20 protein-coding genes and 1 tRNA gene are annotated in these 19,993 nt (G+C 62.7%); 12 read left to right on the forward strand and 9 right to left on the reverse strand.

From position 1 onward, the window contains the following. Positions 1-50: 50 nt before the first annotated feature. Complete coding sequence (locus tag BG457_RS13275; protein ID WP_175546799.1) at positions 51-593, reverse strand: histidine phosphotransferase family protein; 543 nt, start codon at positions 591-593, stop codon at positions 51-53. Positions 594-698: 105 nt separating this feature from the next. On the opposite strand from BG457_RS13275, the gene BG457_RS13280 reads away from it, so the two are divergent. The 4 genes from BG457_RS13280 to BG457_RS13295 all read left to right on the forward strand — a co-directional run bounded on the left by BG457_RS13280 (position 699) and on the right by BG457_RS13295 (position 3,102). Then, positions 699-881 (forward strand): DUF3553 domain-containing protein, encoded by a 183-nt coding sequence (locus BG457_RS13280; protein ID WP_071797758.1) that lies wholly within the window; start codon positions 699-701, stop codon positions 879-881. 96 nt (positions 882-977) lie between these two features. Continuing rightward, positions 978-1,793 carry an L-ornithine N(alpha)-acyltransferase gene (olsB, locus tag BG457_RS13285; protein WP_071797644.1) on the forward strand — a complete coding sequence of 272 codons (816 nt, stop codon included), beginning with the start codon at positions 978-980 and terminating at the stop codon, positions 1,791-1,793. Continuing rightward, positions 1,790-2,620 carry a lyso-ornithine lipid O-acyltransferase gene (olsA, locus tag BG457_RS13290; RefSeq protein WP_071797645.1) on the forward strand — a complete coding sequence of 277 codons (831 nt, stop codon included), beginning with the start codon at positions 1,790-1,792 and terminating at the stop codon, positions 2,618-2,620. Before olsB ends, olsA begins: the two co-directional genes overlap by 4 nt. A 146-nt stretch (positions 2,621-2,766) precedes the next feature. Continuing rightward, a complete protein-coding gene (locus BG457_RS13295; RefSeq protein ID WP_071797646.1) occupies positions 2,767-3,102 on the forward strand; it encodes a DnaJ family domain-containing protein in 336 nt (111 codons plus the stop codon). Positions 3,103-3,184: 82 nt separating this feature from the next. Here BG457_RS13295 and BG457_RS13300 read toward each other — a convergent pair whose 3' ends face one another. After that, positions 3,185-3,802: a thiamine phosphate synthase gene (locus BG457_RS13300; RefSeq protein ID WP_071797647.1), complete on the reverse strand. Its 618-nt coding sequence runs from the start codon at positions 3,800-3,802 to the stop codon at positions 3,185-3,187. 130 nt (positions 3,803-3,932) lie between these two features. On the opposite strand from BG457_RS13300, the gene BG457_RS13305 reads away from it, so the two are divergent. The 4 genes from BG457_RS13305 to BG457_RS13320 all read left to right on the forward strand — a co-directional run bounded on the left by BG457_RS13305 (position 3,933) and on the right by BG457_RS13320 (position 8,139). After that, complete coding sequence (locus BG457_RS13305) at positions 3,933-4,691, forward strand: RNA methyltransferase (RefSeq protein ID WP_071797648.1); 759 nt, start codon at positions 3,933-3,935, stop codon at positions 4,689-4,691. After that, positions 4,691-5,437 carry a hypothetical protein gene (locus BG457_RS13310; protein ID WP_071797649.1) on the forward strand — a complete coding sequence of 249 codons (747 nt, stop codon included), beginning with the start codon at positions 4,691-4,693 and terminating at the stop codon, positions 5,435-5,437. Before BG457_RS13305 ends, BG457_RS13310 begins: the two co-directional genes overlap by 1 nt. An 81-nt stretch (positions 5,438-5,518) precedes the next feature. Further along, entirely contained in the window at positions 5,519-6,673 is a 1,155-nt protein-coding gene (gene ctaA, locus BG457_RS13315; protein WP_071797650.1) for a heme A synthase, read from the forward strand. Continuing rightward, positions 6,670-8,139: a carboxypeptidase M32 gene (locus BG457_RS13320; protein ID WP_071797651.1), complete on the forward strand. Its 1,470-nt coding sequence runs from the start codon at positions 6,670-6,672 to the stop codon at positions 8,137-8,139. The genes ctaA and BG457_RS13320 overlap by 4 nt, the downstream gene beginning before the upstream one ends. Here the strand turns inward: BG457_RS13320 and BG457_RS13325 are convergent. Beyond that, positions 8,127-9,470 carry an ATP-binding protein gene (locus tag BG457_RS13325; protein WP_084657633.1) on the reverse strand — a complete coding sequence of 448 codons (1,344 nt, stop codon included), beginning with the start codon at positions 9,468-9,470 and terminating at the stop codon, positions 8,127-8,129. The genes BG457_RS13320 and BG457_RS13325 overlap by 13 nt on opposite strands. A 94-nt stretch (positions 9,471-9,564) precedes the next feature. On the opposite strand from BG457_RS13325, the gene BG457_RS13330 reads away from it, so the two are divergent. Together BG457_RS13330 and BG457_RS13335 are read left to right on the forward strand one after the other, a co-directional pair. Continuing rightward, positions 9,565-10,455 (forward strand): MBL fold metallo-hydrolase, encoded by an 891-nt coding sequence (locus tag BG457_RS13330; RefSeq protein WP_071797652.1) that lies wholly within the window; start codon positions 9,565-9,567, stop codon positions 10,453-10,455. Positions 10,456-10,516: 61 nt separating this feature from the next. Further along, positions 10,517-10,591 (forward strand) — tRNA-Asn (locus tag BG457_RS13335). Positions 10,592-10,648: 57 nt separating this feature from the next. On the opposite strand, the gene BG457_RS13340 is transcribed toward BG457_RS13335, so the two are convergent. From BG457_RS13340 to BG457_RS13365, 6 genes are all read right to left on the reverse strand, one after another. Beyond that, entirely contained in the window at positions 10,649-11,386 is a 738-nt protein-coding gene (locus tag BG457_RS13340) for a hypothetical protein (protein WP_071797653.1), read from the reverse strand. Positions 11,387-11,479: 93 nt separating this feature from the next. After that, positions 11,480-11,692 (reverse strand): hypothetical protein, encoded by a 213-nt coding sequence (locus BG457_RS13345; RefSeq protein WP_071797654.1) that lies wholly within the window; start codon positions 11,690-11,692, stop codon positions 11,480-11,482. Between the two features lie 170 nt (positions 11,693-11,862). Continuing rightward, positions 11,863-12,795 carry an IS5 family transposase gene (locus BG457_RS13350; protein ID WP_071797655.1) on the reverse strand — a complete coding sequence of 311 codons (933 nt, stop codon included), beginning with the start codon at positions 12,793-12,795 and terminating at the stop codon, positions 11,863-11,865. A gap of 466 nt (positions 12,796-13,261) precedes the next feature. Continuing rightward, a complete protein-coding gene (locus tag BG457_RS13355; protein WP_071797656.1) occupies positions 13,262-14,785 on the reverse strand; it encodes a sugar ABC transporter ATP-binding protein in 1,524 nt (507 codons plus the stop codon). A gap of 3 nt (positions 14,786-14,788) precedes the next feature. Further along, the gene (locus BG457_RS13360; RefSeq protein ID WP_084657634.1) at positions 14,789-15,793 is read right to left on the reverse strand and encodes an ABC transporter permease; all 1,005 of its coding nucleotides are present in this window, start codon (positions 15,791-15,793) and stop codon (positions 14,789-14,791) included. Continuing rightward, positions 15,790-16,746, reverse strand: a complete 957-nt coding sequence (locus BG457_RS13365; RefSeq protein ID WP_071797657.1) for an ABC transporter permease — start codon at positions 16,744-16,746, stop codon at positions 15,790-15,792. The genes BG457_RS13360 and BG457_RS13365 overlap by 4 nt, the downstream gene beginning before the upstream one ends. Before the next feature lie 369 nt (positions 16,747-17,115). Here BG457_RS13365 and BG457_RS13370 point away from each other — a divergent pair, with 369 nt between their 5' ends. Together BG457_RS13370 and BG457_RS13375 are read left to right on the forward strand one after the other, a co-directional pair. Further along, a complete protein-coding gene (locus tag BG457_RS13370) occupies positions 17,116-18,120 on the forward strand; it encodes a sugar ABC transporter substrate-binding protein (RefSeq protein ID WP_071797658.1) in 1,005 nt (334 codons plus the stop codon). Positions 18,121-18,288: 168 nt separating this feature from the next. Beyond that, complete coding sequence (locus BG457_RS13375) at positions 18,289-19,992, forward strand: extracellular solute-binding protein (protein WP_071797659.1); 1,704 nt, start codon at positions 18,289-18,291, stop codon at positions 19,990-19,992. Position 19,993 lies beyond the last annotated feature (1 nt).

Consider the following 19,993-nt stretch of genomic DNA (forward strand, 5'->3'; position numbering starts at 1 on the left):
CTCATCACGGAAGCTTGACCCCCGCCGCCGGGCAGGAGGCGCAGGAAAGGCTACACTGCGAAACGCAGCGAAAGGCGCAGCGCCGCGTGATCCTGCGTCACCGACAGGCGGGCAGCCTGCGCGGCGATCTCGGCCATGGCAATGGCGAAATGCACCCGCGCCGAGGTGATCGGCACCTGCGAATGCCCCCGCCAGAGCGCGGACCAGAGCTCGTCGTCAATCTTGAGCCGTTCCGAGAGGCCGGTCAGGTGCACCCCCCCGTCGCAATCCTCGATCCGGATCTCGCCCCCCCAGGGCAGGGCGGTTTCAAGACACATGATCAGCAGGAAGATCAGTTTGACCCTGCGCCGCGAAAATTCGGCCTGACTGTCCCAGCGGATCGATTGTTTCTGCAGCTTGTCCATCTCCTTCAGCACCGACAGAATCTCCGCCCGCGACATGCCCTGATCCTCCGAGACCGCGCCGAAGGTGATGCGGAAGAAGCGCAGCCGTGTCGTCGCGTTCTGGATGCTGTCGGAAATCAGCTCCAGTTCCGGGCTGGAGCCACGCTGCGCCATGTTCAGCAGTTCCAGCCCGTTGCTGATCGCGCCCATCGGACTGACCAGATCATGACAAATCCGCGAGGCCACCAGCGCCGTGAGGTCAGCAGAGACGTTTGGCGTTTGATCTGTCTGACGTCCAAGGCTATGGAATGAAGGATGAGCCATCTTGTTCTTGCCCCCGGAATGTTCGTGCGACACCCGCAGCACCCCGAATGGGGCGTCGGGCAAGTACAGTCGCGTATCGGTACCACTGTGACCGTCACTTTCCCCGAAGCGGGTAAAAAGGTCATTAATGCCGCATCTGTGGAGTTGATCCTTGTCTTTGAAAACGATCTATAGGCTCACACAGCCCATGATTGCAGGCAAGTGCCTTTCTGGAAACACAGTGTTTTTTCTCTCTCTCGGGCGGTCTGAAAGCAAGCCGGGCAGGGCAGAATGAGCAGCAGTATCTCCGCAATTTCCGGGCAGGGCGCGAGCGCCGGCCCTTTCGCGGTCCGGCTCGCATGCTGCGCCGCCGATCTGCGCGCGGCGCAGCGCCTGCGCTACCGCGTCTTCGTCGAGGAGATGGGCGGCGACGGCCCCTTGGTCGATCATGTCCGCAAACTCGAATGCGACGCGCTTGATCCTGTATTTGACCATCTGCTTCTGGTCGACAAGAGCCGCGATCCGGCCTCCGAGACCCATGTGATCGGCGCCTACAGATTGCTGCCCGACACCCGTTTGGCACAGGCAGGACGCTTCTACTGCGACGCCGAGTTCGACCTGTCCCCCCTGCACCGGTCGGGGCGGCGCTTGCTGGAACTGGGCCGATCCTGCATCGATCCGGCGCATCGCGGCGGGGTGGGCATGTTGCAGATGTGGCAGGGCCTTGCCGATTATGTCCGCCAGCACGACATCGGGATCCTCTTCGGCGCGGCCAGCTTTCCCGGCACGAACCCGGCCGCCTTCGCACAATCGCTGGCCTGCCTGCACCATCTCTATCTCGCCCCGCCGCATCTGCGCGTGCGCGCCACCCAGCCCAATGGCTATCAACCGCTTCCCTTCGCGGAACTCGACCGCAAGCAGGCCATGCGCGAGATGCCCTCGCTGCTGCGTGCTTATCTGCGGCTTGGCAGCATGGTGGGCGAAGGCGTCTTCATCGACCATGAATTCCGCACCACCGATGTCTGCATCATCCTCGATACGGCCCAACTGACCGCGCAGGCGCGCAGCCTTGCGGCGCGCGGCCCTGCGGGGCTGGCCGCGCCATGACCTGGCATTCCGACCTGCCGCCGCCACAGGCCAGAATCGCACCCGCCACCTGGCCGCGCGTGGCGCTGCGCCTTGGCCTGATGGCCCTCGCGATCTTCGGCGGGCTGGCCCTGCACATGATCCTGCGCCTGATCGAGCGCCCGGTTTTCGGGCTGCGCCGCCCCCTGACCGCGCCCCTGACGCAGGTCGTTTGCCGTGCGACCCTCGCCATCCTGCGCCTCTCGCTGCGCATCGAGGGCCAGCCCGTTACCGGGCACGCGGCCCTTGTGGCCAATCACAGCTCCTGGCTGGATATTTTCGTGCTCAACAGCGCAACGCAGGTCTATTTCGTGTCCAAGGCCGAAGTGGCGGACTGGCCCGGCATCGGCTGGCTGGCGCGCGCCACCGGCACTGTGTTCATCCGCCGCGACCGGCGCGAGGCCGCGCAGCACACATCCATGCTCGAAACCCGCCTGCAGGCCGGACACCGCCTGCTGGTCTTTCCCGAAGGCACCAGTTCCGACGGGTTGCGGGTGCTGCCCTTCAAGACCACCCTGTTCGAGGCGTTTCTGGCTCCGGACCTGCGCGATAGCCTGCAGGTTCAGCCGGTCAGTGTCACCTATTCCGCCCCCGAAGGGGCCGACCCGCGCGCGCTGGGCTGGTGGGGGCATATGGATTTCGGCAGCCATCTGCTGCAGGTGCTGGCCATGCCCCGCGCCGGGCAGGTGCGGCTGGTCTTCCATCCCCCCATCCGCGTGGCCGACCTGCCCGACCGCAAGGCACTGGCGCTGGCCTGCGAAGAGGCGGTGCGCGCGGGGTTCGGGGGAGGTGGTCTGGTGGGTGTTTGAGGACTGGTTGTTGTGAGACAGGGGGTTGATGTGGTGACAGGCAGCTTTGCGGGAGAAGCTGCCGTTCGGCGCAGAACTTCCAAAGTCGGCTTTGTTTCTACGCTATAGTTGCCTCGGCGACACCAGTAAGAAGGCAGTAATACAGCATGACCCAGTCTCTTAACCGGCTCGTGGAGCGGCAGATCCAGAAAGCCCTCGCAGAGGGCAAGTTACGCGGCCTTGAAGGCGAGGGGAAACCGCTGCCCGACCGCTCGGGCGAGGCGTTTACCGACATGGCGGCAGCAGTGGCTGTCCGCATAATGGCCGAAGCAGGCACACTGCCTGAGGAATTCAAGATCAAGAAACTGCTGGAGGCCGCGAAGCAAAGCTACAGGGAAGCAGAGGGCGATGACGCCAAACGCGTTGCAATGGCCCTGATCGCCGACCTTCAGCAACGCTACAACATAGCCGTAGAGGCAAGACGGCGGTTTATGGGAGGTTAGCACGAAGCGGCCACCCGTCTGCTGCGCAGCATCTGGCGAAACGGGCTCCAATGCGCCCTCAGCCTACGTTTCCGCCCCCCCTTTACCGCAACGCCTCCGTCAGTTCCCGCAGCGCCGCCAGAGGATCCTCCTGCGACCAGATCTCCTCTCCGATGGCCAGAAAATCGACCACAGGTGCCAGGCTGCCCACCAGATCGCGGCTCAGCGCGCCTTCGGCCACCACCGGCAATTCGATCATCTCGGACCACCATTCGAACAAGTCGCGCGGGGCCACCTGCCCGTCGCCCAGCGCCTGCGCCCCCACCGGGCCGAAACTGACGTAATCCGCGCCTGCCTCGCCTGCGGTGATCCCGTCATGGCGCAGCGACCCGCAATATGCCCCGATGATCGCATCCTGCCCCATGCTCTCGCGCAGCTTGCGGATGCGCGTATGTCCGCCCTGCAGATGCACCCCGTCCAGCCCCAGCCGCTCGACCATCAGCACATGATCGGCAATCACGAGCGGGATATCGCGCGCATGGGCAATCTCGCGCAGCGCGTCCCCCGTGCGCAGGATCGCGTCCTCGTCCTGACTGGCCAGCGCCAGCCGCAGGCAGGCGATCTCGGCCCCGTCCAGCACGCGCGCCAGCCTGTCGGGAAAAACCGCAAGATCGATCACGGGCGGGGTAATCAGGTATAGCTGGGGGATATCCGCGCTCATGAGGCACCTCATCTGGGAAACTGGGCTCTTCTAGCCCGCAGACTTTGGGGAAACAAGCGGCCCCGCGCTTGCAGCAGGGTGCTCCGGACGCTATGGCAGGGCAGTTTCCGAAAAACAGCCCAGAGCGCCGATGACCCCCAAGGATGACCAGCTTTTCGACGCGCCCACCCCTGTCATGGTGCTGGTGCGCCCGCAGATGGGCGAGAATATCGGCGCCGCCGCCCGTGCGATGCTGAATTTCGGCTGCGCGCGGATGCGGCTGGTGGCCCCGCGCGACGGCTGGCCCAATCCCAAGGCGACGGCCATGGCCTCTGGCGCCTCGCCGGTGCTGGACCGCGCGGGCGTGTTCGACACTTTGCCGCAGGCGATTGGCGATTGCGATTATGTCTATGCAACCACGGCGCGCGGGCGCGGGCTGACGAAACCCGTGCTGACGCCGGAACGCGCCATGCAGGAAGCGCGCGCTTTTGCGGCTGCGGGCAAGCGCGTGGCGGTGCTCTTCGGCCCGGAACGTGCGGGGCTGGAAAACGAGGATGTGGCCCGCGCCAATGCCATCATCACTGTACCGGTGAACCCGGCTTTCTATTCGCTGAACCTTGCGCAATGCGTGCTGCTGGTGGCCTATGAATATGCCCGGCTTGGTCATGAGGTGCCGCCTGAGATCATGGCCATGGCCGGAACCGATTTCGCCACCGCCATCGAGCGCGAGAAACTGGGCGATCATTTCGAGGACCGGCTGGAGGAGGCAGGCTTTTTCCACCCGCCCGAGAAAGCGCAGGCCATGCGGCTCAATCTGCGCAATATGTGGGCGCGGCTGCATCTGACCCGCGCCGATGTGCAGACCCTGCACGGGATGCTGCGCCAGATCCTGCGGGGGCAGGGGCGCTGATGCTGGCCGCATTGCGCCGCCTTGCCTTTGCATTGGTGGCGCTCGCGCTGCTCGGCGGCGCGGCGCTTGGATTTGCCTATCCGATCCTGCCCGCCGCCCTCTGCCCCGCCTGTTTCGGGCTGCAGGCTTTGGGCAACGGGATGCTTGTGCAGCAAGGCACCACCCCCGACCGGCAGACCGAACTCGCCGCGCTGACCGCGCAGGCCCTGCACCACGTTACCAGCGAACTCGGCCCGACAGAGGTTCCGCCGCGCCTGATCTTCTGCACTGATGCCGATTGCGCCGCCCGGCTGGGCCTGCGCAACGCGGCGGGGCTGACCATCTCTACCCCTTTCGGCGCCGTGGTCTATATCGCCCCCCACGGGGCCAGGCCCGAGATCCTGCGCCATGAACTGGCCCATGTCGTGATCCACCACCGCGCGGGGCTGATCGCCACGCTGAACGGACGCCTGCCCGCATGGCTGGATGAAGGGCTTGCCGTGATCGTCTCGGATGACCCTGCCCATCTGCACCCCGGCGCCGGTGTGGAACGTTGTGCGGCCCCGCCGGTGCGGCTGGTCGCAAACCCGTTCGATTTCGCCCGCGCCGCCGCCGCCGACCCCGCTCTTTATACCCGCTCCGCCTGCGCGGCCTTGCAGTATGAGGCGCAACTCGGCGGGCGGGCTGCGCTGCTCGCCGCCCTCGACAGCCTGCGCGACGGGGCGTTGCTGCCTGATCTGGATATGACCGCCGCGCAGGCAGACTGAGCGCACGCTGCGACCGCGCACGCGCTTGCACCCAGCCCCCGCAAGCACTAGCTTGCGCGGCAAGACGACAAGGAGCGCCAGATGGCCAAGAAACGCGCGATTTTCGAAGAGGTCAGCGAGACCAAATCCGCCAAGCCCCAGCCCGCGACCGGCGGCATCGACCGCCATCCCAAAGGCGCGCGCGGCGCGATCCGACTCTGGCTGCTCTCACTCTTTGCGCTGGTCTGCGTGATGATCGTGGTGGGGGGCATGACGCGGCTCACCGATAGCGGGCTTTCCATCACCGAATGGCGGCCCGTCACCGGGGCGATCCCGCCCACGTCAGAGGCCATGTGGCTGGAAGAATTCGAGAAATACCGCCAGATCGACCAATACCAGATCATCAATCGCGGCATGAGCCTTGAGGAATTCAAGGTGATCTACTGGTGGGAATGGGGCCACCGCCAGCTTGGCCGCGTGATCGGGCTGGTCTGGGGCGTGGGCTTCCTGTTCTTCTGGCTGACCAAGCGCATCCCGACCGGCTGGACCCCGCGCCTGTTGGGCCTTGGGGCTCTGGGCGGTCTGCAAGGGGCGATCGGCTGGTGGATGGTCGCATCCGGCCTCACCGAGGGCATGACCGCCGTTGCCTCTTACCGGCTGGCCACCCATCTGGGGCTTGCCTTCGTCATCCTTGGCCTGATCGCCTGGTACAGCTTCCTTCTCAACCGCCCCGAATCCGATCTGATCGCCGCCCGCCGCGCGCGCGAGGGCAAGCTCTTCTCCATGTCCACCGGGCTCATGCATTTCGCCTTCCTGCAAATCCTGCTCGGCGCGCTGGTCGCGGGTATCGACGCCGGGCGCGGCTATACCGACTGGCCGCTGATGCATGGTGTCTTCATCCCGCCGGAACTCTTCGCCATGCAGCCCGTCTGGGTCAATTTCTTCGAGAACCCTGCCACCACCCAGTTCATCCATCGCAAGGCGGGCTATCTGCTGGCGATCTTCGCGATCATCGTCTGGCTGCGCGGTCGCCGCTCCAGCCATAGCGCCACGCGCACGGCCTTTCATGCCGTGCTGCTCGCGATGATCGCGCAGGTGGTCCTTGGCATTGTGACCGTGCTTCACGCAGCGCCATGGCAACTTGGCATTGCGCATCAGGCGATGGCTGTCCTGCTCTGGGTGCTGATCATCCGCGCCCGCCATCTGGCACAATATCCGCGCTTCGACAGCCTGCGCGGGCAGGGGGCGCGCGCATGAATGCCTATCTCGACCTCATGGGTTTTGCCCGCCAGACCGAAGCGCTGGCGCAGATCTCGGGCCGGCTGGGCTGGGACCAGCAGACTGTCATGCCGCGCGGATCAAATGCGCAGCGCTCCGAGGAAATGGCCGCCATCGAGGAAGTGCTCCACGCCCGCCGCACCGATCCGCGTCTGGGCGAGTGGCTTGAGGCGGCTGAAGCCCCGGACGAGACCGCCGCCGCCAATCTGCGCGAATTGCGCCGCGCTTACGCACGCAACACCAAAGTGCCTGCCCGACTGGCCGCCGAACTCGCGCGGATCACGCCGCTGGCGCAATCGGCCTGGGAAGAGGCCCGCGCCGCAGGCCATGTCCCGGATTTTCTGCCCTGGCTGAAGCAGATGATCGCGCTGCGCCGCGAGGAAGGGCAGGCCATCGCCGCCGGGGGCGACCCCTATGACGCGCTGATGGCCGATTATGAACCCGAAACCGACAGCGCGGCGGTGGCCGATACCTTTGCCCGGATGCGCCCGCGTCTGGTGGCCCTTCGTGACGCGATCCTTGGCGCCGACACGCCGCCCGCGCTCACCGGCCATTTCCCGCGAGACGGCCAGATGCGCCTCTCGCGCGATCTGGCGCAACGCTTCGGCTATGACCTGACGCGCGGGCGGATTGATCTGGCGGTGCATCCGTTTTCCTCGGGTTCGGGGCAGGATGTGCGCATCACGACCCGCGTGGCCGAGGATGACCCGTTCAACTGCCTCTATTCCACCTTGCATGAAGTGGGCCACGGTGCCTATGAACAGGGCGTGGATGCGGCCCATCTGCTGACCCCCATCGGCTGCGGCGCCTCGATGGGTGTGCATGAAAGCCAGAGCCGCATCTATGAGAACCAGATCGGCCGCTCGCGCGCCTTCTGCCATTGGCTCTATAGCGCGATGGTGCAGGAATTCGGCCCGCTTTCCCTGCCCGATGCCGACAGTTTCTACGCGAGCGCCAATCGCGTGACCCGTGGCTATATCCGCACCGAGACCGATGAGGTGCAATATAACCTGCATATCATGCTGCGCTTCGATCTCGAACGCGCGCTGATCAGCGGCAGCCTCGCGCCCGAGGATCTGGAAGAAGCGTGGAATACCCGTTTTGAGGCCGATTTCGGCTATCCGGTGGACAAGCCCGCCAATGGCGTGTTGCAGGATGTGCATTGGGCGGTGGGCCTTTTCGGCTATTTCCCGACCTATGCGCTGGGCAATCTCTATGCGGGTTGTCTGTATCAGGCGCTGCGGCGGGATCTGCCCGATCTCGACACCCATCTTGGCGCGGGCAATCCCGGCCCGGCGACCGAATGGCTGCGCGAGCGGCTGCACTGCTTCGGGGCCTTGCGCGCGCCGCGCGCCACGATCCGCGCCGCTTGCGGCACCGAGCCCAGCGCTGAGCCGCTTCTCGACTATCTGGAAGCCAAGTTCCGTGCGCTCTACCGGCTCTGATCCCGCGCCGGAAGCGGCAGGTATAGCGTTGCGCAGAGCCCGCCCAGCGCGGCACTTTCGCCCAGGTCGAGACTGCCGCCCTGCGCGCGTGCGGCATCGGCGACAATCGCCAGCCCCAGCCCCATGCCGCCGCTGTCGGAATTGCGCGCCTCATCCAGCCGCACGAAAGGATCGCAGGCGCGGGCGCGATCCTCGGGCGCGATCCCCGGACCGTCATCCTCGACCCGCAGATCCACGCCCTCCGGCGTCACATGGCGGCTGACCTCGACTTTGCTGCCATGACGCAGGGCATTGCTGATCAGATTGTCCAGCGCGCGCCCCAGCGATCCGGGCTTCAGATCCATCAGTGGCGGGGCCGGGCGCGGCAGCGAGAGGCTGACCGGATGCCCGGCGGAACGATAGCGCGCCACAAGATCACTGATCACCTGATCAAGGTCGGACAATTCGGAGGCCTCGCTCATCTGCCCGCGCGTGTAGTCCAGAAACCGCTCCAACCGGGTTTCCAGATCCAGAATCTCGATCTCAAGCGCCGCGCGGTCTTCGCAATCCTCCATCATCGACAGGATCAGCCGCATCCGCGTCAGCGGCGTGCGCATGTCATGGCTGACGCCCGAGAGCATGATCTGCTGCTGCGCGCGCTGCCGCTCCAGCCGGTTGCGCATGTCGATAAACGCATGGGCCGCCGCCCGCACCTCGCGCGCGCCCGAGGCCCGCAGGGCCACCCGCTCGCCGCGCCCATAAGCTTCGGCCGCCGCCCCCAGACGGCGGATCGGGCGGATCTGCAGGCGCAGGAACTGAAAGGCGATCAGCGTCATCAGCACCGAGGCCAGAAACACGATCACCAGCAGCTGATGCGGGTTCGAGGTGGTCAGCAACCGGCGCGGCAATGTCAGTTCCAGCACCCCATGCCGGGTTTCCAGCCAGAGCCGGACACTGCCCTCATCCCGCGACAGATCCGCCGCCAGCAAAGTCGGAAACTCGTTCTGCATCGTGCGCAGGATCTCGCCCCCCGCCAGATCCAGCGCGCGCTGCGGGGCCACGCTTTCGGGCGGCGCGGCCTCCAGCCGCAGCCCGATCTGCAGCGCCGCGATCATATCGGCCTGATCTTCCAGCACGGTATCCGGCGCAGGGCTGGCCTCCAGCCGCGCGATCAGCACCTGCAGCACCGCCGCCGTGTTGGTGCTGAGCTGCGTCGTCACCCGCTCGTAATGGCGCTGGATGAACACCACTGACAGCACGATCTGGATCACAATGACGGGCATGATGAGGATCAGGACCGCGCGCCCGTAAAAACTCGTCGGAAAGAAGGTCTTGAGCTTGCGCTTCATCATGGCTGCACGATAGGCAATGCAGGATGCGCTCACAAGCGCAAGAAAGCGGGGCTCTGGCTTTGCCTGCAAAGCCCCGCCGATCCGGGGGCTTTGAATGACAGCAGCGATCCGTCTCGAACCCGATCTGCGGCTCTTGCGCGCGAACAATCCCTCGCCGCTGACCGGTGCGGGCACGAATAGCTATATTCTGGGCCAAGGTGATCTCTGCGTGATCGACCCCGGCCCCGAGGATGACAGCCATCTTGCCGCGCTGATGGCCGCGATCACCGCCACCGGCGTCCTGCGCGCCATTCTGGTCACCCATGCGCATCTCGACCATTCCCCGCTGGCGCGTCGCCTGCATCGGGAAACCGGCGCGCCGGTCCTGGCCTTCGGCGACGCGCTGGCCGGACGGTCCCCGCATATGACGCGCCTGGCCGAATCGGGACTTGTCGGCGGGGGCGAAGGGGTCGATCAGCAGTTTCAGCCCGATCACTGCCTGAAGGATGGCGAGATCGTGCCATTCGGCGCTGACAGTATCCGTGCGATCTGGACGCCGGGCCATTTCGGCAATCACCTCAGTTTCGCATGGCGCGGCGCGGTGTTCAGCGGCGATCATGTCATGGGCTGGTCCAGCACGCTGGTCTCGCCCCCCGACGGCGATCTGGCCGCCTATATGCAGGCCCTCGACCGGCTGCAGGCAGAAGCGCCAAGGCTGCTCTATCCCGGCCATGGCGCGCCCGTGTCCGACCCGGCGCAGCGCATCAACGAGCTGCGCAGCCACCGTCTGCAGCGTGAGGCGCAGATCCTCGCGGCATTGCAGCGCGGCCCGCAATCCGTCGCGCAGCTTGTGGCCGGGATCTACACCGAGATCGCCCCCTCCCTGCATCGCGCCGCCGGACGCAACGTGCTCGCCCATCTCATTGATCTGCAAGGGCGCGGCGCGGTCATCGCCCGGCCCGAATTGCGCGCCGATGCGCGTTTCGAACTCACAGCCAAGAGTTAGACGAAAACTGCCAAATCAGTCTGGACGTCCCCGGAATCACTTGCTATAGACCCGCGCATGGTCCGGCGTAGCTCAGCGGTAGAGCAGTTGACTGTTAATCAATTGGTCGTAGGTTCGATCCCTACCGCCGGAGCCAGAAATCAAGCAAGCTACTGATTTATCTACGAATTCCCATTTGGGGTTCGTAGGTGTATCACCAGACTGTATCACCGCTGCGGTGGTAACCCGGTGCGGATCCCTTGAATGGGACGACCGACCTATGCTTGCGCAAACCCATATGTTTCAGCGGGGAGATGTCTGGTACTGGCGTCGCAAGGCTCGCGGTTTTTCCACAAGAATCATCGACTTGCAGATCTCTCTGCGGACGACAAACCGGCGACGCGCGGTTATGATCGCCCGGCGTGTGACAGCCGAGAGTGACGACGTGATGGAAGCCGTGAAACAAAGTCAGATGACCCTTGAAGAAGCGAAGGCCTTCCTGCGTGCTGTGATCTTGCGTGAAACAGAGCGGCTTGAACGTCAGCGCATGGTCATCGCGGTGGATATGGGGCCAGGAAGTCCCGATGATGACGCCCGCCACGACTGGGCACAGAAAACTGCTTGGGGATTGCTTGCAAAACAGGGCATTCGAGCTGCGGTTGACTCTAGGCTGGAAGCGGACCTGAAAGGTCAGGGCATTGACGATCAGCACATCGAAACCCTTCGCCTCGCGCTGCACATGAACCAACAAGTACTGACGAGCGATGCTGGCGTTGCCCGCAGGCAGTCCGTGTTCCAATCCGTGGCAGGGCGCAATGTGACAGGTGCCCTTGAACTGTTGCGTTTGCTGCAATTGCAAATCGAGGGCAAAGCCGCCGTCCATGCGCAGGCCCTCCCGCCAGCCGCGCAGGTGATGGCCGGCGAGATCCTGAATGAGATTGGCCCTTTGCAAATCGGGTTCCCCAGCGAAACACCAGCGGAAACTGACAGCACCCCATCAATGACGGCTGTCCCAACCGCACCACTATTGGTGCCAGTCCCCGCTTCAACCCAGGAATTGGAGCCAGTCACATCTGGCATTGACAGCTCGATCATCGCCGTCCTTGAACGCATGATCGAGATGAAGAAAAGTGACGATGCGGGACTGGAAGACAAAACAGCTCAACAATACCGGGCCTTCGGTCGGCTTCTGATCCGTGTCACGGGCAAGGAAGATGTCCGCCTTCTGAATCAGCAAGATGCGGTTCAGTTTCGGCATATCCTGACGAAACTCCCAAAATCATTCGGGAAAAGCCCATCCCATCATACACGTCCCCTGACGGAAATCCTCGCACAGGCTGAAGCATTACCCGATGACAAACGCGGGATGAGCACGGCGTTGTTGCGTAACTCACGCCTGAGGCATGATGCCCCCTTTCCCCGTCAGCATCAGGCCACGCGAACGATCTCGGCCGTTCCAAGGGCCGAGAAGCGGTTCATCAGTGCGATGCGGATCTGGATTTCAGCGGTCTGGCGGTCAGGGTCTCTTGCCGCGATGCGTTCACCGAAGGCCTTCAGGCACCGCATTTTCGCCTCGATGCGGCTTCGGACATGGTATCCCGTCCAGCGCTTCCAGAATGCCCGGCCATAGTGCCGGGTGGCACGCAGGGTTTCGTTTCTGGCGATTGCGGCCGGGCAGTTCGCTTTCCAGGGTCGACCGTTCTTGCGGATCGGAATGATCGCGGTGGCATGGCGGTCGATGATGGCGGTGTGACAGCGGCGGGTGTCATAGGCACCATCGGCGGTCACGGTGCCGATGTCTTCGTCCTCGGGGATCTGGTTGAGCAGTTCCGGCAGGACCGGACTGTCGCCATCGCTGCTGGAGGTGAACTCCACCGCGCGAATGTCCGAGGTGGCGGTGTCCATGGCCAGATGCACCTTGCGCCACTGGCGTCGGCCCTGAACACCATGCTTTCGGGCCTGCCACTCGCCATCACCGAGGAACTTGATGCCGGTGCTGTCGACGAGCAGGTTCAGGGGGCCATCGGCGCGCCGATAGGGGATCTGGACGGCCAAGGTCTTCTGCCTCCGGCACAGGGTCGTATAGTCTGGCACGGCCCAGTCCAGGCCAGCCATCTTCAGCAGGCTGGCCACCATCCCGGTCGTCTGCCTGAGCGGCAGCTTGAACAAGACCTTTATCGTCAGGCAGCACTGAATCGCCGCGTCCGCAAACACCGCAGGCCGACCGGGGCTGCCGTCATGCGGCGCAAGCCAGGACATGTCCTTGTCCAGCCAGATCAGCAGGGATCCGCGTTTGCGCAGAGACGCCGTGTAACTGGACCAGTTCGTCGTGCGGTAGCGGGCGGGTGATGGCTTGCTCATGGGCCCCGTCTAACCGCATGGATTCGCGATGTGAATCCTTGGGAGACAGGGTTTTGCAACAACGCCACTTGCTTCCCGCTGTGGTCTGCCACCATTGGTTGGTCCGGGCTGAATGGTAGTGCGAGGTCGGTCTTTGGTCTATCGGGACGATGTTTTCGGGTGCTGGTGGACGTTCTCCCAGACTGCACAGTAGCCTGAAGTATCAGACCTCGAAGGGGATCGTAGCCGCGAGGTCCTTTTACAAGATGCAATGGGCACATCCGCTTGAGCTACTTGATGGCTCCGCGCCCGTCGCACTGCCACACGGCCTTGATGATGTAACCGTCCCCGACGGCAACTTTGTGCCAAGGTGGGTCTGTGAGGATCCACAAAGGGGAGCGGTTACATCATCAAGGCCCAAGACTCCGCAAACTGCTTCGACAACAATGGTAATGCTTCAAGCTGAATCATAGTGCTTTGACCCTGATCACGTCGGCGCAGAGACCGCATCGATCAAGGCCTGCTCGGTCATGCCCGCGCCTGAGAACTCGGCATTTATGCGGCCATCGGACATGGTCAGTATGCGATTGCTTACCCCTAGCACTTCCGGCATCTCGGATGAAATGACAATGACCGCCAGCCCCTGTTCGGCCAGTTCCGCGATCAGGGCATGGATGGCGGATTTCGACCCGACATCGATACCCCGTGTCGGTTCATCCAGAATAAGCAATCTCGGTGTCTTGCATAGCCATTTGGCCAACACGAATTTCTGCTGATTGCCGCCCGACAGATCGGCGACCCGCTGATCAGGACCGGATGTCTTGATTTTCAGGATGCCACGATAGCGTTCGAAGACCTCTGTCTCATGCGTCCGTCGCATCATCAGAAGTCGCGAAAAGTCTCGAAGATGTGGCAAGGTAATGTTGTCGCGTCCGCTCATGCCCAGCACCAGACCCTGTTCCTTGCGGCTTTCGGGGGCAAGGCACAGCCCCATGTCGATGGCCTTGCGCGGTGAGGGTGGTGTGATTTCCCGACCCATCCAGAATATCCTGCCTGCGCTGACCTTGCGTATCCCGAACACGGCTTCGGCCAGTTCCGAACGGCCCGCACCGATCAGGCCGTACAGCCCCAGCACCTCGCCCGCGGCGACGCTGAGATCGACATCCTTGAAACAGCCCTCGCAACCCAGCCCTTCGAGTCGCAGGACCTCGGGGCCGGTCTGGCCTGTGGCACGGGTGAAGTAGCTGTCCAGATCACGGCCGATCATCATTCGCGTCAACTGGTCTATATCCGAATCTGCCGTATCGACAGTGCCCTGCAGCTTTCCGTCGCGCAGCACAGTGATCCGGTCGCTGATCTGAAAGATTTCGTCCATCTTGTGCGAAATATAGATCACAGCGACATTGCGTTTCTGCAGGTCGCGGATCGTTGCGAATAGCTGGTCACGTTCGGTATCGGTCAACGATGCGGTTGGTTCGTCGAAAATCACCACATTAGCGTTGAAGGCTTGCGTTCGTGCAATTTCGACCATCTGCTTGCGTGCAATCGACAAGGTGCCGACGCGGGCGCGCGGGTTGTAGTCACAGCCCAGACTGTGCAGCGCTGCAGCTGCATCGCGGTTGAGCTTGCGCTTGCGCAGGATGCCCAGCGCGTTTGTCGGCCAGGCCCCGAGATAGATATTCTCGGCAATCGACAATTCGGGCGAGAGCGACAGTTCCTGATGGATCAGCAGGATGCCGGATGCCCGCGCCGCGAGCGGGGTCGGCATCCGGACCTCGACGCCGTTGTGCACGATCCGCCCCGCGTCGGGCTGATGAATCCCCGCCAGGACCTTCATCAAGGTGGACTTGCCTGCACCGTTCTCTCCCATCAGCGCATGGACCTCGCCCGCACGCAGATCGAAGCTGACAGCATCCAGCGCCTTGACACCGGGAAAGACTTTGGTGATTCCGTCCAGTTTCAACACTGGCTTATCAAGGGGCTGCGTATAGTGCGTGCCGGCATCGCGCATCGGTCATGTCCTTCCCGCTCGGATCTTGTAGGTCAGGATGCGGTCCAGCCCCAAAGCAAGGATCAGCACGCCACCCATCACGATCAGTTCCACGTAATTCGGGGTGTTCAGCAGCCGCAACCCGTTCTGCACCACGGCCAGTGTCAGCACCCCGCCCAACGTTTTCCACAGGCTGCCATAGCCGCCCTGCAGGCGCGTGCCGCCCAGAACTACGGCAATGATGGCCCATAATTCCCAGATGCGCCCGGCCTGCGGCTCTGCCGTGCCCATGCGCATCGACAACAGCACGCCGCAGACGGCGGCAAGCAACCCGCACAGGGTGAAATTGATGATCTTGTGACGCCCGACCCGGATGCCGGCATCGCGCGCCGCCTCGATATTGTCGCCGACGGCAAAGGCCTCGCGCCCGTGGCGGGTGTTCGACAGCACCCATTGAAACAGCACGATCAGGCCCAGAAAGACCATCGCCGTCAGCGAGATCGGGCCGAGGTAGATTTCCACCAGTTCGGTATAGGTGAAGTCCGCGATCATCAGCGCATCGCCTTCCGTATAGAGAAAGACCAGACCGCGTATGCCCAGCAGCCCGCCCAGCGTCACCACGAAGGAGTGCATTCCTGACAGCACCACCACCGCGCCGTTCAGGAAGCCCAGAAACGCGCCTGTCGCCAGCGCGGCCAGAATGGCAGTGCCGGGACCGAAACCGCTGTTCTGCAGGCCTATGGCCAGCGCCAGCGCAAGCGCCATGGTTGCCCCGACCGACAGGTCGATCTCGCCATTGATGATGACGAGCGTCATCCCGATTGCCAGCAGCCCGATAAAGGCCCCCTGCGTCAGGACATTGGCCAGATTGTTGACTGTCAGAAAAAACGGGGAAGCTGTCGAGAAGAGGATCACCGCAAGCAGCAGAAACCCCCAGATCTGGTTGCGCAGCACAATGTCTATCAGTGCTGCCCGATAGGCAGAATGGTGCTCTGGCTGTGCGCCTGCATTGGTATCAGCCGGGTTCATGCAAGGATCCTCCCGCGTTTGGCGGCCAGATCAATCCAGACAGCGGCGATGATCACAACCCAAGTCACAAGCCACTGGACATAATAGGCATATCCCATCAACAACAGCCCATTGTTCAGAAAGCCCAGCATTGCAACGCCCAGGACCGTGCGCCAGATACTGCCCGTCCCGCCTAGCAGCGAGGTGCCGCCAATGATGATGCCGGCCAGGATTGTCAGCTCATAACCCTGACCGATGGTGCTTTGTGCGCCCAGCACGCGGCTGCCCATGATGATCGCGCCAAGGGCCGTCGCCACGCCGCTGATGACATAGGCGAAGAACACCACCGCGCGCGAGTCGATGCCCGAGAAATTGCTGGCGGTCTCATTGCCGCCGACGGCAAAGACCGACCGGCCGAAACGGCTGCGCCCCAGCAGGATGCTTGCGGCAACTGCCGTGGCCAGAAGGACCCAGATCGGCACCGGAATACCAAACAGCGCCCCGCGCCCGATGACCGGGAACCAGCTTTCAGACGCACCTTGGATATTGACATTCGCGCCTCCCGAATACCACAGCGTCAGCCCCTGCAGAAGCGAGAGCATTGCCAGCGTGACAATCAGTGCGTTAAGGCGGAAATACCCGATCAGAAGCCCGTTCCATGCCCCGATTGCTGCCCCGGCGAGCAATGTCATAAAAATGGCCCCGCCCGGTCCGAGGGCGTTATGCTGTTCGACCACGAGCACGGTCAGCAAGGTCAGACCCGATCCGACCGAGAGGTCAAGTCGTTCTGTCACCACGACAAACGTGACACCGATCGCGATGACCCCGACGATCGAGATCTGGCGCAGAACGCTCAGGACATTGTTCATGCCAAGCATGGCGGGCGCATCAAATGCGACAATAACCACAAATAGCGCAAAGCCTACCAGCAACCCGTTTCGCCGCAGGAATTCTGCCAGAGCCGATCTCTGCATGGATGCGCTTCCTCCCACTATCTGGGGACGCAACAGAAGTACAATTGCGCCCGTCCTCTGCGCCTCGCGGCCTCCACTACCACGCGACAATGGCAAACTGCTACTATGGCCGCCCCACCATCCAAACCCTGAATAAATCCAAATTGGATATGGCTCCGGGCTCATGCAGTCCTGTTCGTGTTCGTTGATACGTGAAGGACCCGTGGTACTGCGCTGTCGGGGATTCAGCCCAGAAAATCCGTTCTGGATAATATAGCAGTTGTCTGCTGCAGCGGATGTGGAACGCTAAGGGCACGCTCGGGTGCAAGGGCCGCGTCCGCAACGGGTCGCACGCAGTTGTCCCGAAGTTTCAGAGGAGGAGAAAGACAAATGCAGAATCTCGTTATCAGGCTACGTGGTGGCATTGCGATCTGTGCCATTGCGATTGGCGCTACCATGGGCGGTGCCCTTGCCGATGAGGCGCCCGACTGGATGGGAGGGCCGCTGGCCAAACCGATGTCGGAAACCCGAATTGGTATCACGGTGCTTTATCCGGGGTCGAACTCGTATCAAGCGATGTATGCCCGCACCGCCGAAGATTACGCAGCCGAATTGGGCATCAATGCAACAGTCATGGACCCCCAGGGCGACCCCTCAACCCAGTTCAACCAGTTGCAGGACATGATCTCGCAGAGATTCGATGCGATCGTATTGTGGCCCACATCACAGAATGCGCTGATCCCGGCCGTGCGGGAGGCCCATCGCGCGGGGATTCCGGTGATCACCTCGAATTCGCCCATCGGCGAGGCGGGGCGCCAATACGTCACGGCCCATACTGGCCCTGATGATTGCGCACTTGCAGCGCAATCGGCCGACATGATCGGCTCCGCCCTTGGCGGCAGCGGCAATATCGTCATCGTCGAGGGCACACCCGGCTACTCGGTCTCGATCCTGCGCAGGAATTGCTTTCTCGATGCGCTGGAGGATGATTTCCCGGACATCACGATCCTTGACAGTCAGCCCGCCGATTGGAACCGCGAGCGCGCGCAGACCGTGATGGAAGCCTTCCTGACCCAGTTCGGGGATCAAATCGATGGCGTCTATGCCTTTGATGACGGGATGGGCCTGGGCGTGATCAGTGCCCTGCAATCTGCAGGCAAGGAACCCGGCGAGGTCAAGCTGGTCACCGTCAACCAATTCGGCGAAGGCTGGGATGCGATCAAGGCTGGCTGGCAATACGGGTCGGGCAAGCAATCACCCATCGATGATGCAATCCTGGCAATTCAGACAGCCGTACGAATTGCGCACGGGATCGAGGTGCCTGAATTGCAGGAAATCGAGATTGACCGGATCACTGCAGACACGATCGACCAGTTCGAGCGTCCCGCCTGGTAAGACCTCCCACTAGGGTGATGACGTTCGCTCGGAGGCCCGGAACATGATAGACATGTTCCGGGCTTTCCTCCGGGAACCTGAAATGACGTCGCAAGGCTGGCGCGGCGTATGCAGAATTTCTAAGGTTCGGTATATTGCAGGCTGTGGCTGATTGGGCTGATCTGGATCATGACACGTGAAGAACTGTTACGTATTCTGAGTTTTGTAGAGGATGCGCGATCAATCAGCACCGAGCATTCGCGCCTGTCCGAGGTCGATCCGCGTTGGAAGATCACCACATTCACGATGCGCCGCCACCTTGAAGGGCGGTTGATCACAATCACCTCCCTCGCTGCGGCAACCGGTGCACCCTACGGCACGGCCATGCGTCGCATCAGCGCGATGATCGATGAAGGGCTGCTGATGAAGAGGAGCCGGTCGCGCAGCGGTAAATCCTTTTCGATCCATCCGACAAACCAACTCATCCGAGAGTTCGAGACCTATGCCGCGCGGGTCAAAATGCTGATTGGAAAGACGTTCGGCTTTTCATCCGAGGATAGTGGCGGTTTCTATTTCGGCGGCTCCTATATGGCGGCGCGCATCCTGCCCTATCCCTCGGTGATGCACCGCGGGCTGGGGTATGGCCGGACGGTGCGGATCCTCAGCAATGCCGACCCGACCTTCAAGACCCTGAGCGATTTTACCAGCAACTTGCGGGAATTCTGCGGCAGCGAGCTGGAAATCACCACCTTGCCCCTCGACGAGTTGCATCGCGAGATCCTGACCAATGCAAAAGCGCGCAGTTCGAAATATGACGTGATCGCACTCGATATGCCGTGGATGGGAGAGATGGCGGAACAGGGCATCGTTCTGCCTCTCGACGACCTGATCCGCGAGCATCGGTTCCAGCACACCGATTTCTATTCCAGCACATGGCGCGGCGGGCAATGGGGCGGGCGGCAATATGGCGTACCGATCCAGCCGACCCATGAGTTGCTGTTCTACCGCAAGGATCTGTTCGAGACCTCGGGGTTGGAAGCGCCGCAGACAACCGATGATGTGCTGTCCGCCGCCCGCGCGCTGAACCGCTCGGATTTCCAGCTTTCCGGGATTGTGATGAATTACGGCCGCGGAATGCCCGTGGCGCACAGCTTCATGCAAACCAAGGCCGCTTTCGGCGAGCCGATCATCGATCTGCCTGCCGTCGGCAGCGAAGGCGATTTCGAGACATCGGAACTGTCCGGAGAAAACTATCGTCCGCTTGTCGATACCGAGACCGGTCAGCAGACAGCCGAATATCTGGCGGCCCTGCGCGATTTCGCACATCCCGACAGCATCCGATGCAACTGGGACATGCGCATCCGCCTGTTTTCGCAGGGCAAGGCAGCCATCACCTATGGCTGGTCGGCGCGGGCCTCGGCATTCGAGCTGGATGAAACATCGGCGGCCTTCGGCAAGGTCGGGTTCGTGCCACATCCGCGCGGCCCGAACGGGCGCAACATCTCGCCCATAGGGGGGTTCGTTCTGGGCATACCGGCAAACCTGTCGGAACAGCACGTGAATCGCGCCTGGCGACTGATCAGCTATCTGGCCAGTCCCGAATTGATGAAATGGTATGTGCTGAACGGCAGTCTTGTCAGTCCGCGGTTTTCAACCAGCGCTGATCCAGAGGTGCGTGCAATCAGCCCGGTGATACGCACCGTCGACAAGATGGAAAGACGCGGGCAGCTACAGCTTTGGCCGCGTCCACCGGTGGCTGAATTTCACGCGCTTACCCGGATACTCGGCGAACATGTGTTCGAGATACTCTATGGCGATTGCAGCATCCGCGAGGGGCTTGCGCGCGCGCAGAACGAGATCGATGCAGTGATGCGGGCGGCGGGGCGGTATTGAC

The organism is Natronohydrobacter thiooxidans (genome assembly GCF_001884735.1).
In the GTDB taxonomy this organism is placed as follows: Bacteria; Pseudomonadota; Alphaproteobacteria; order Rhodobacterales; family Rhodobacteraceae; genus Roseinatronobacter; species Roseinatronobacter thiooxidans_A.

Bases quoted from the DNA above. Each gene is read 5' to 3' on its own strand.
- BG457_RS13275 (WP_175546799.1), bottom strand. From the start codon at position 593: ATGGGCGCGATCAGCAACGGGCTGGAACTGCTGAACATGGCGCAGCGT.
- BG457_RS13280 (WP_071797758.1), top strand. From the start codon at position 699: ATGAGCCATCTTGTTCTTGCCCCCGGAATGTTCGTGCGACACCCGCAG.
- olsB (WP_071797644.1), top strand. From the start codon at position 978: ATGAGCAGCAGTATCTCCGCAATTTCCGGGCAGGGCGCGAGCGCCGGC.
- olsA (WP_071797645.1), top strand. From the start codon at position 1,790: ATGACCTGGCATTCCGACCTGCCGCCGCCACAGGCCAGAATCGCACCC.
- BG457_RS13295 (WP_071797646.1), top strand. From the start codon at position 2,767: ATGACCCAGTCTCTTAACCGGCTCGTGGAGCGGCAGATCCAGAAAGCC.
- BG457_RS13300 (WP_071797647.1), bottom strand. From the start codon at position 3,802: ATGAGCGCGGATATCCCCCAGCTATACCTGATTACCCCGCCCGTGATC.
- BG457_RS13305 (WP_071797648.1), top strand. From the start codon at position 3,933: ATGACCCCCAAGGATGACCAGCTTTTCGACGCGCCCACCCCTGTCATG.
- BG457_RS13310 (WP_071797649.1), top strand. From the start codon at position 4,691: ATGCTGGCCGCATTGCGCCGCCTTGCCTTTGCATTGGTGGCGCTCGCG.
- ctaA (WP_071797650.1), top strand. From the start codon at position 5,519: ATGGCCAAGAAACGCGCGATTTTCGAAGAGGTCAGCGAGACCAAATCC.
- BG457_RS13320 (WP_071797651.1), top strand. From the start codon at position 6,670: ATGAATGCCTATCTCGACCTCATGGGTTTTGCCCGCCAGACCGAAGCG.
- BG457_RS13325 (WP_084657633.1), bottom strand. From the start codon at position 9,470: ATGATGAAGCGCAAGCTCAAGACCTTCTTTCCGACGAGTTTTTACGGG.
- BG457_RS13330 (WP_071797652.1), top strand. From the start codon at position 9,565: ATGACAGCAGCGATCCGTCTCGAACCCGATCTGCGGCTCTTGCGCGCG.
- BG457_RS13345 (WP_071797654.1), bottom strand. From the start codon at position 11,692: ATGCCGAAACTGAACCGCATCTTGCTGATTCAGAAGGCGGACATCTTC.
- BG457_RS13350 (WP_071797655.1), bottom strand. From the start codon at position 12,795: ATGAGCAAGCCATCACCCGCCCGCTACCGCACGACGAACTGGTCCAGT.
- BG457_RS13355 (WP_071797656.1), bottom strand. From the start codon at position 14,785: ATGCGCGATGCCGGCACGCACTATACGCAGCCCCTTGATAAGCCAGTG.
- BG457_RS13360 (WP_084657634.1), bottom strand. From the start codon at position 15,793: ATGAACCCGGCTGATACCAATGCAGGCGCACAGCCAGAGCACCATTCT.
- BG457_RS13365 (WP_071797657.1), bottom strand. From the start codon at position 16,746: ATGCAGAGATCGGCTCTGGCAGAATTCCTGCGGCGAAACGGGTTGCTG.
- BG457_RS13370 (WP_071797658.1), top strand. From the start codon at position 17,116: ATGCAGAATCTCGTTATCAGGCTACGTGGTGGCATTGCGATCTGTGCC.
- BG457_RS13375 (WP_071797659.1), top strand. From the start codon at position 18,289: ATGACACGTGAAGAACTGTTACGTATTCTGAGTTTTGTAGAGGATGCG.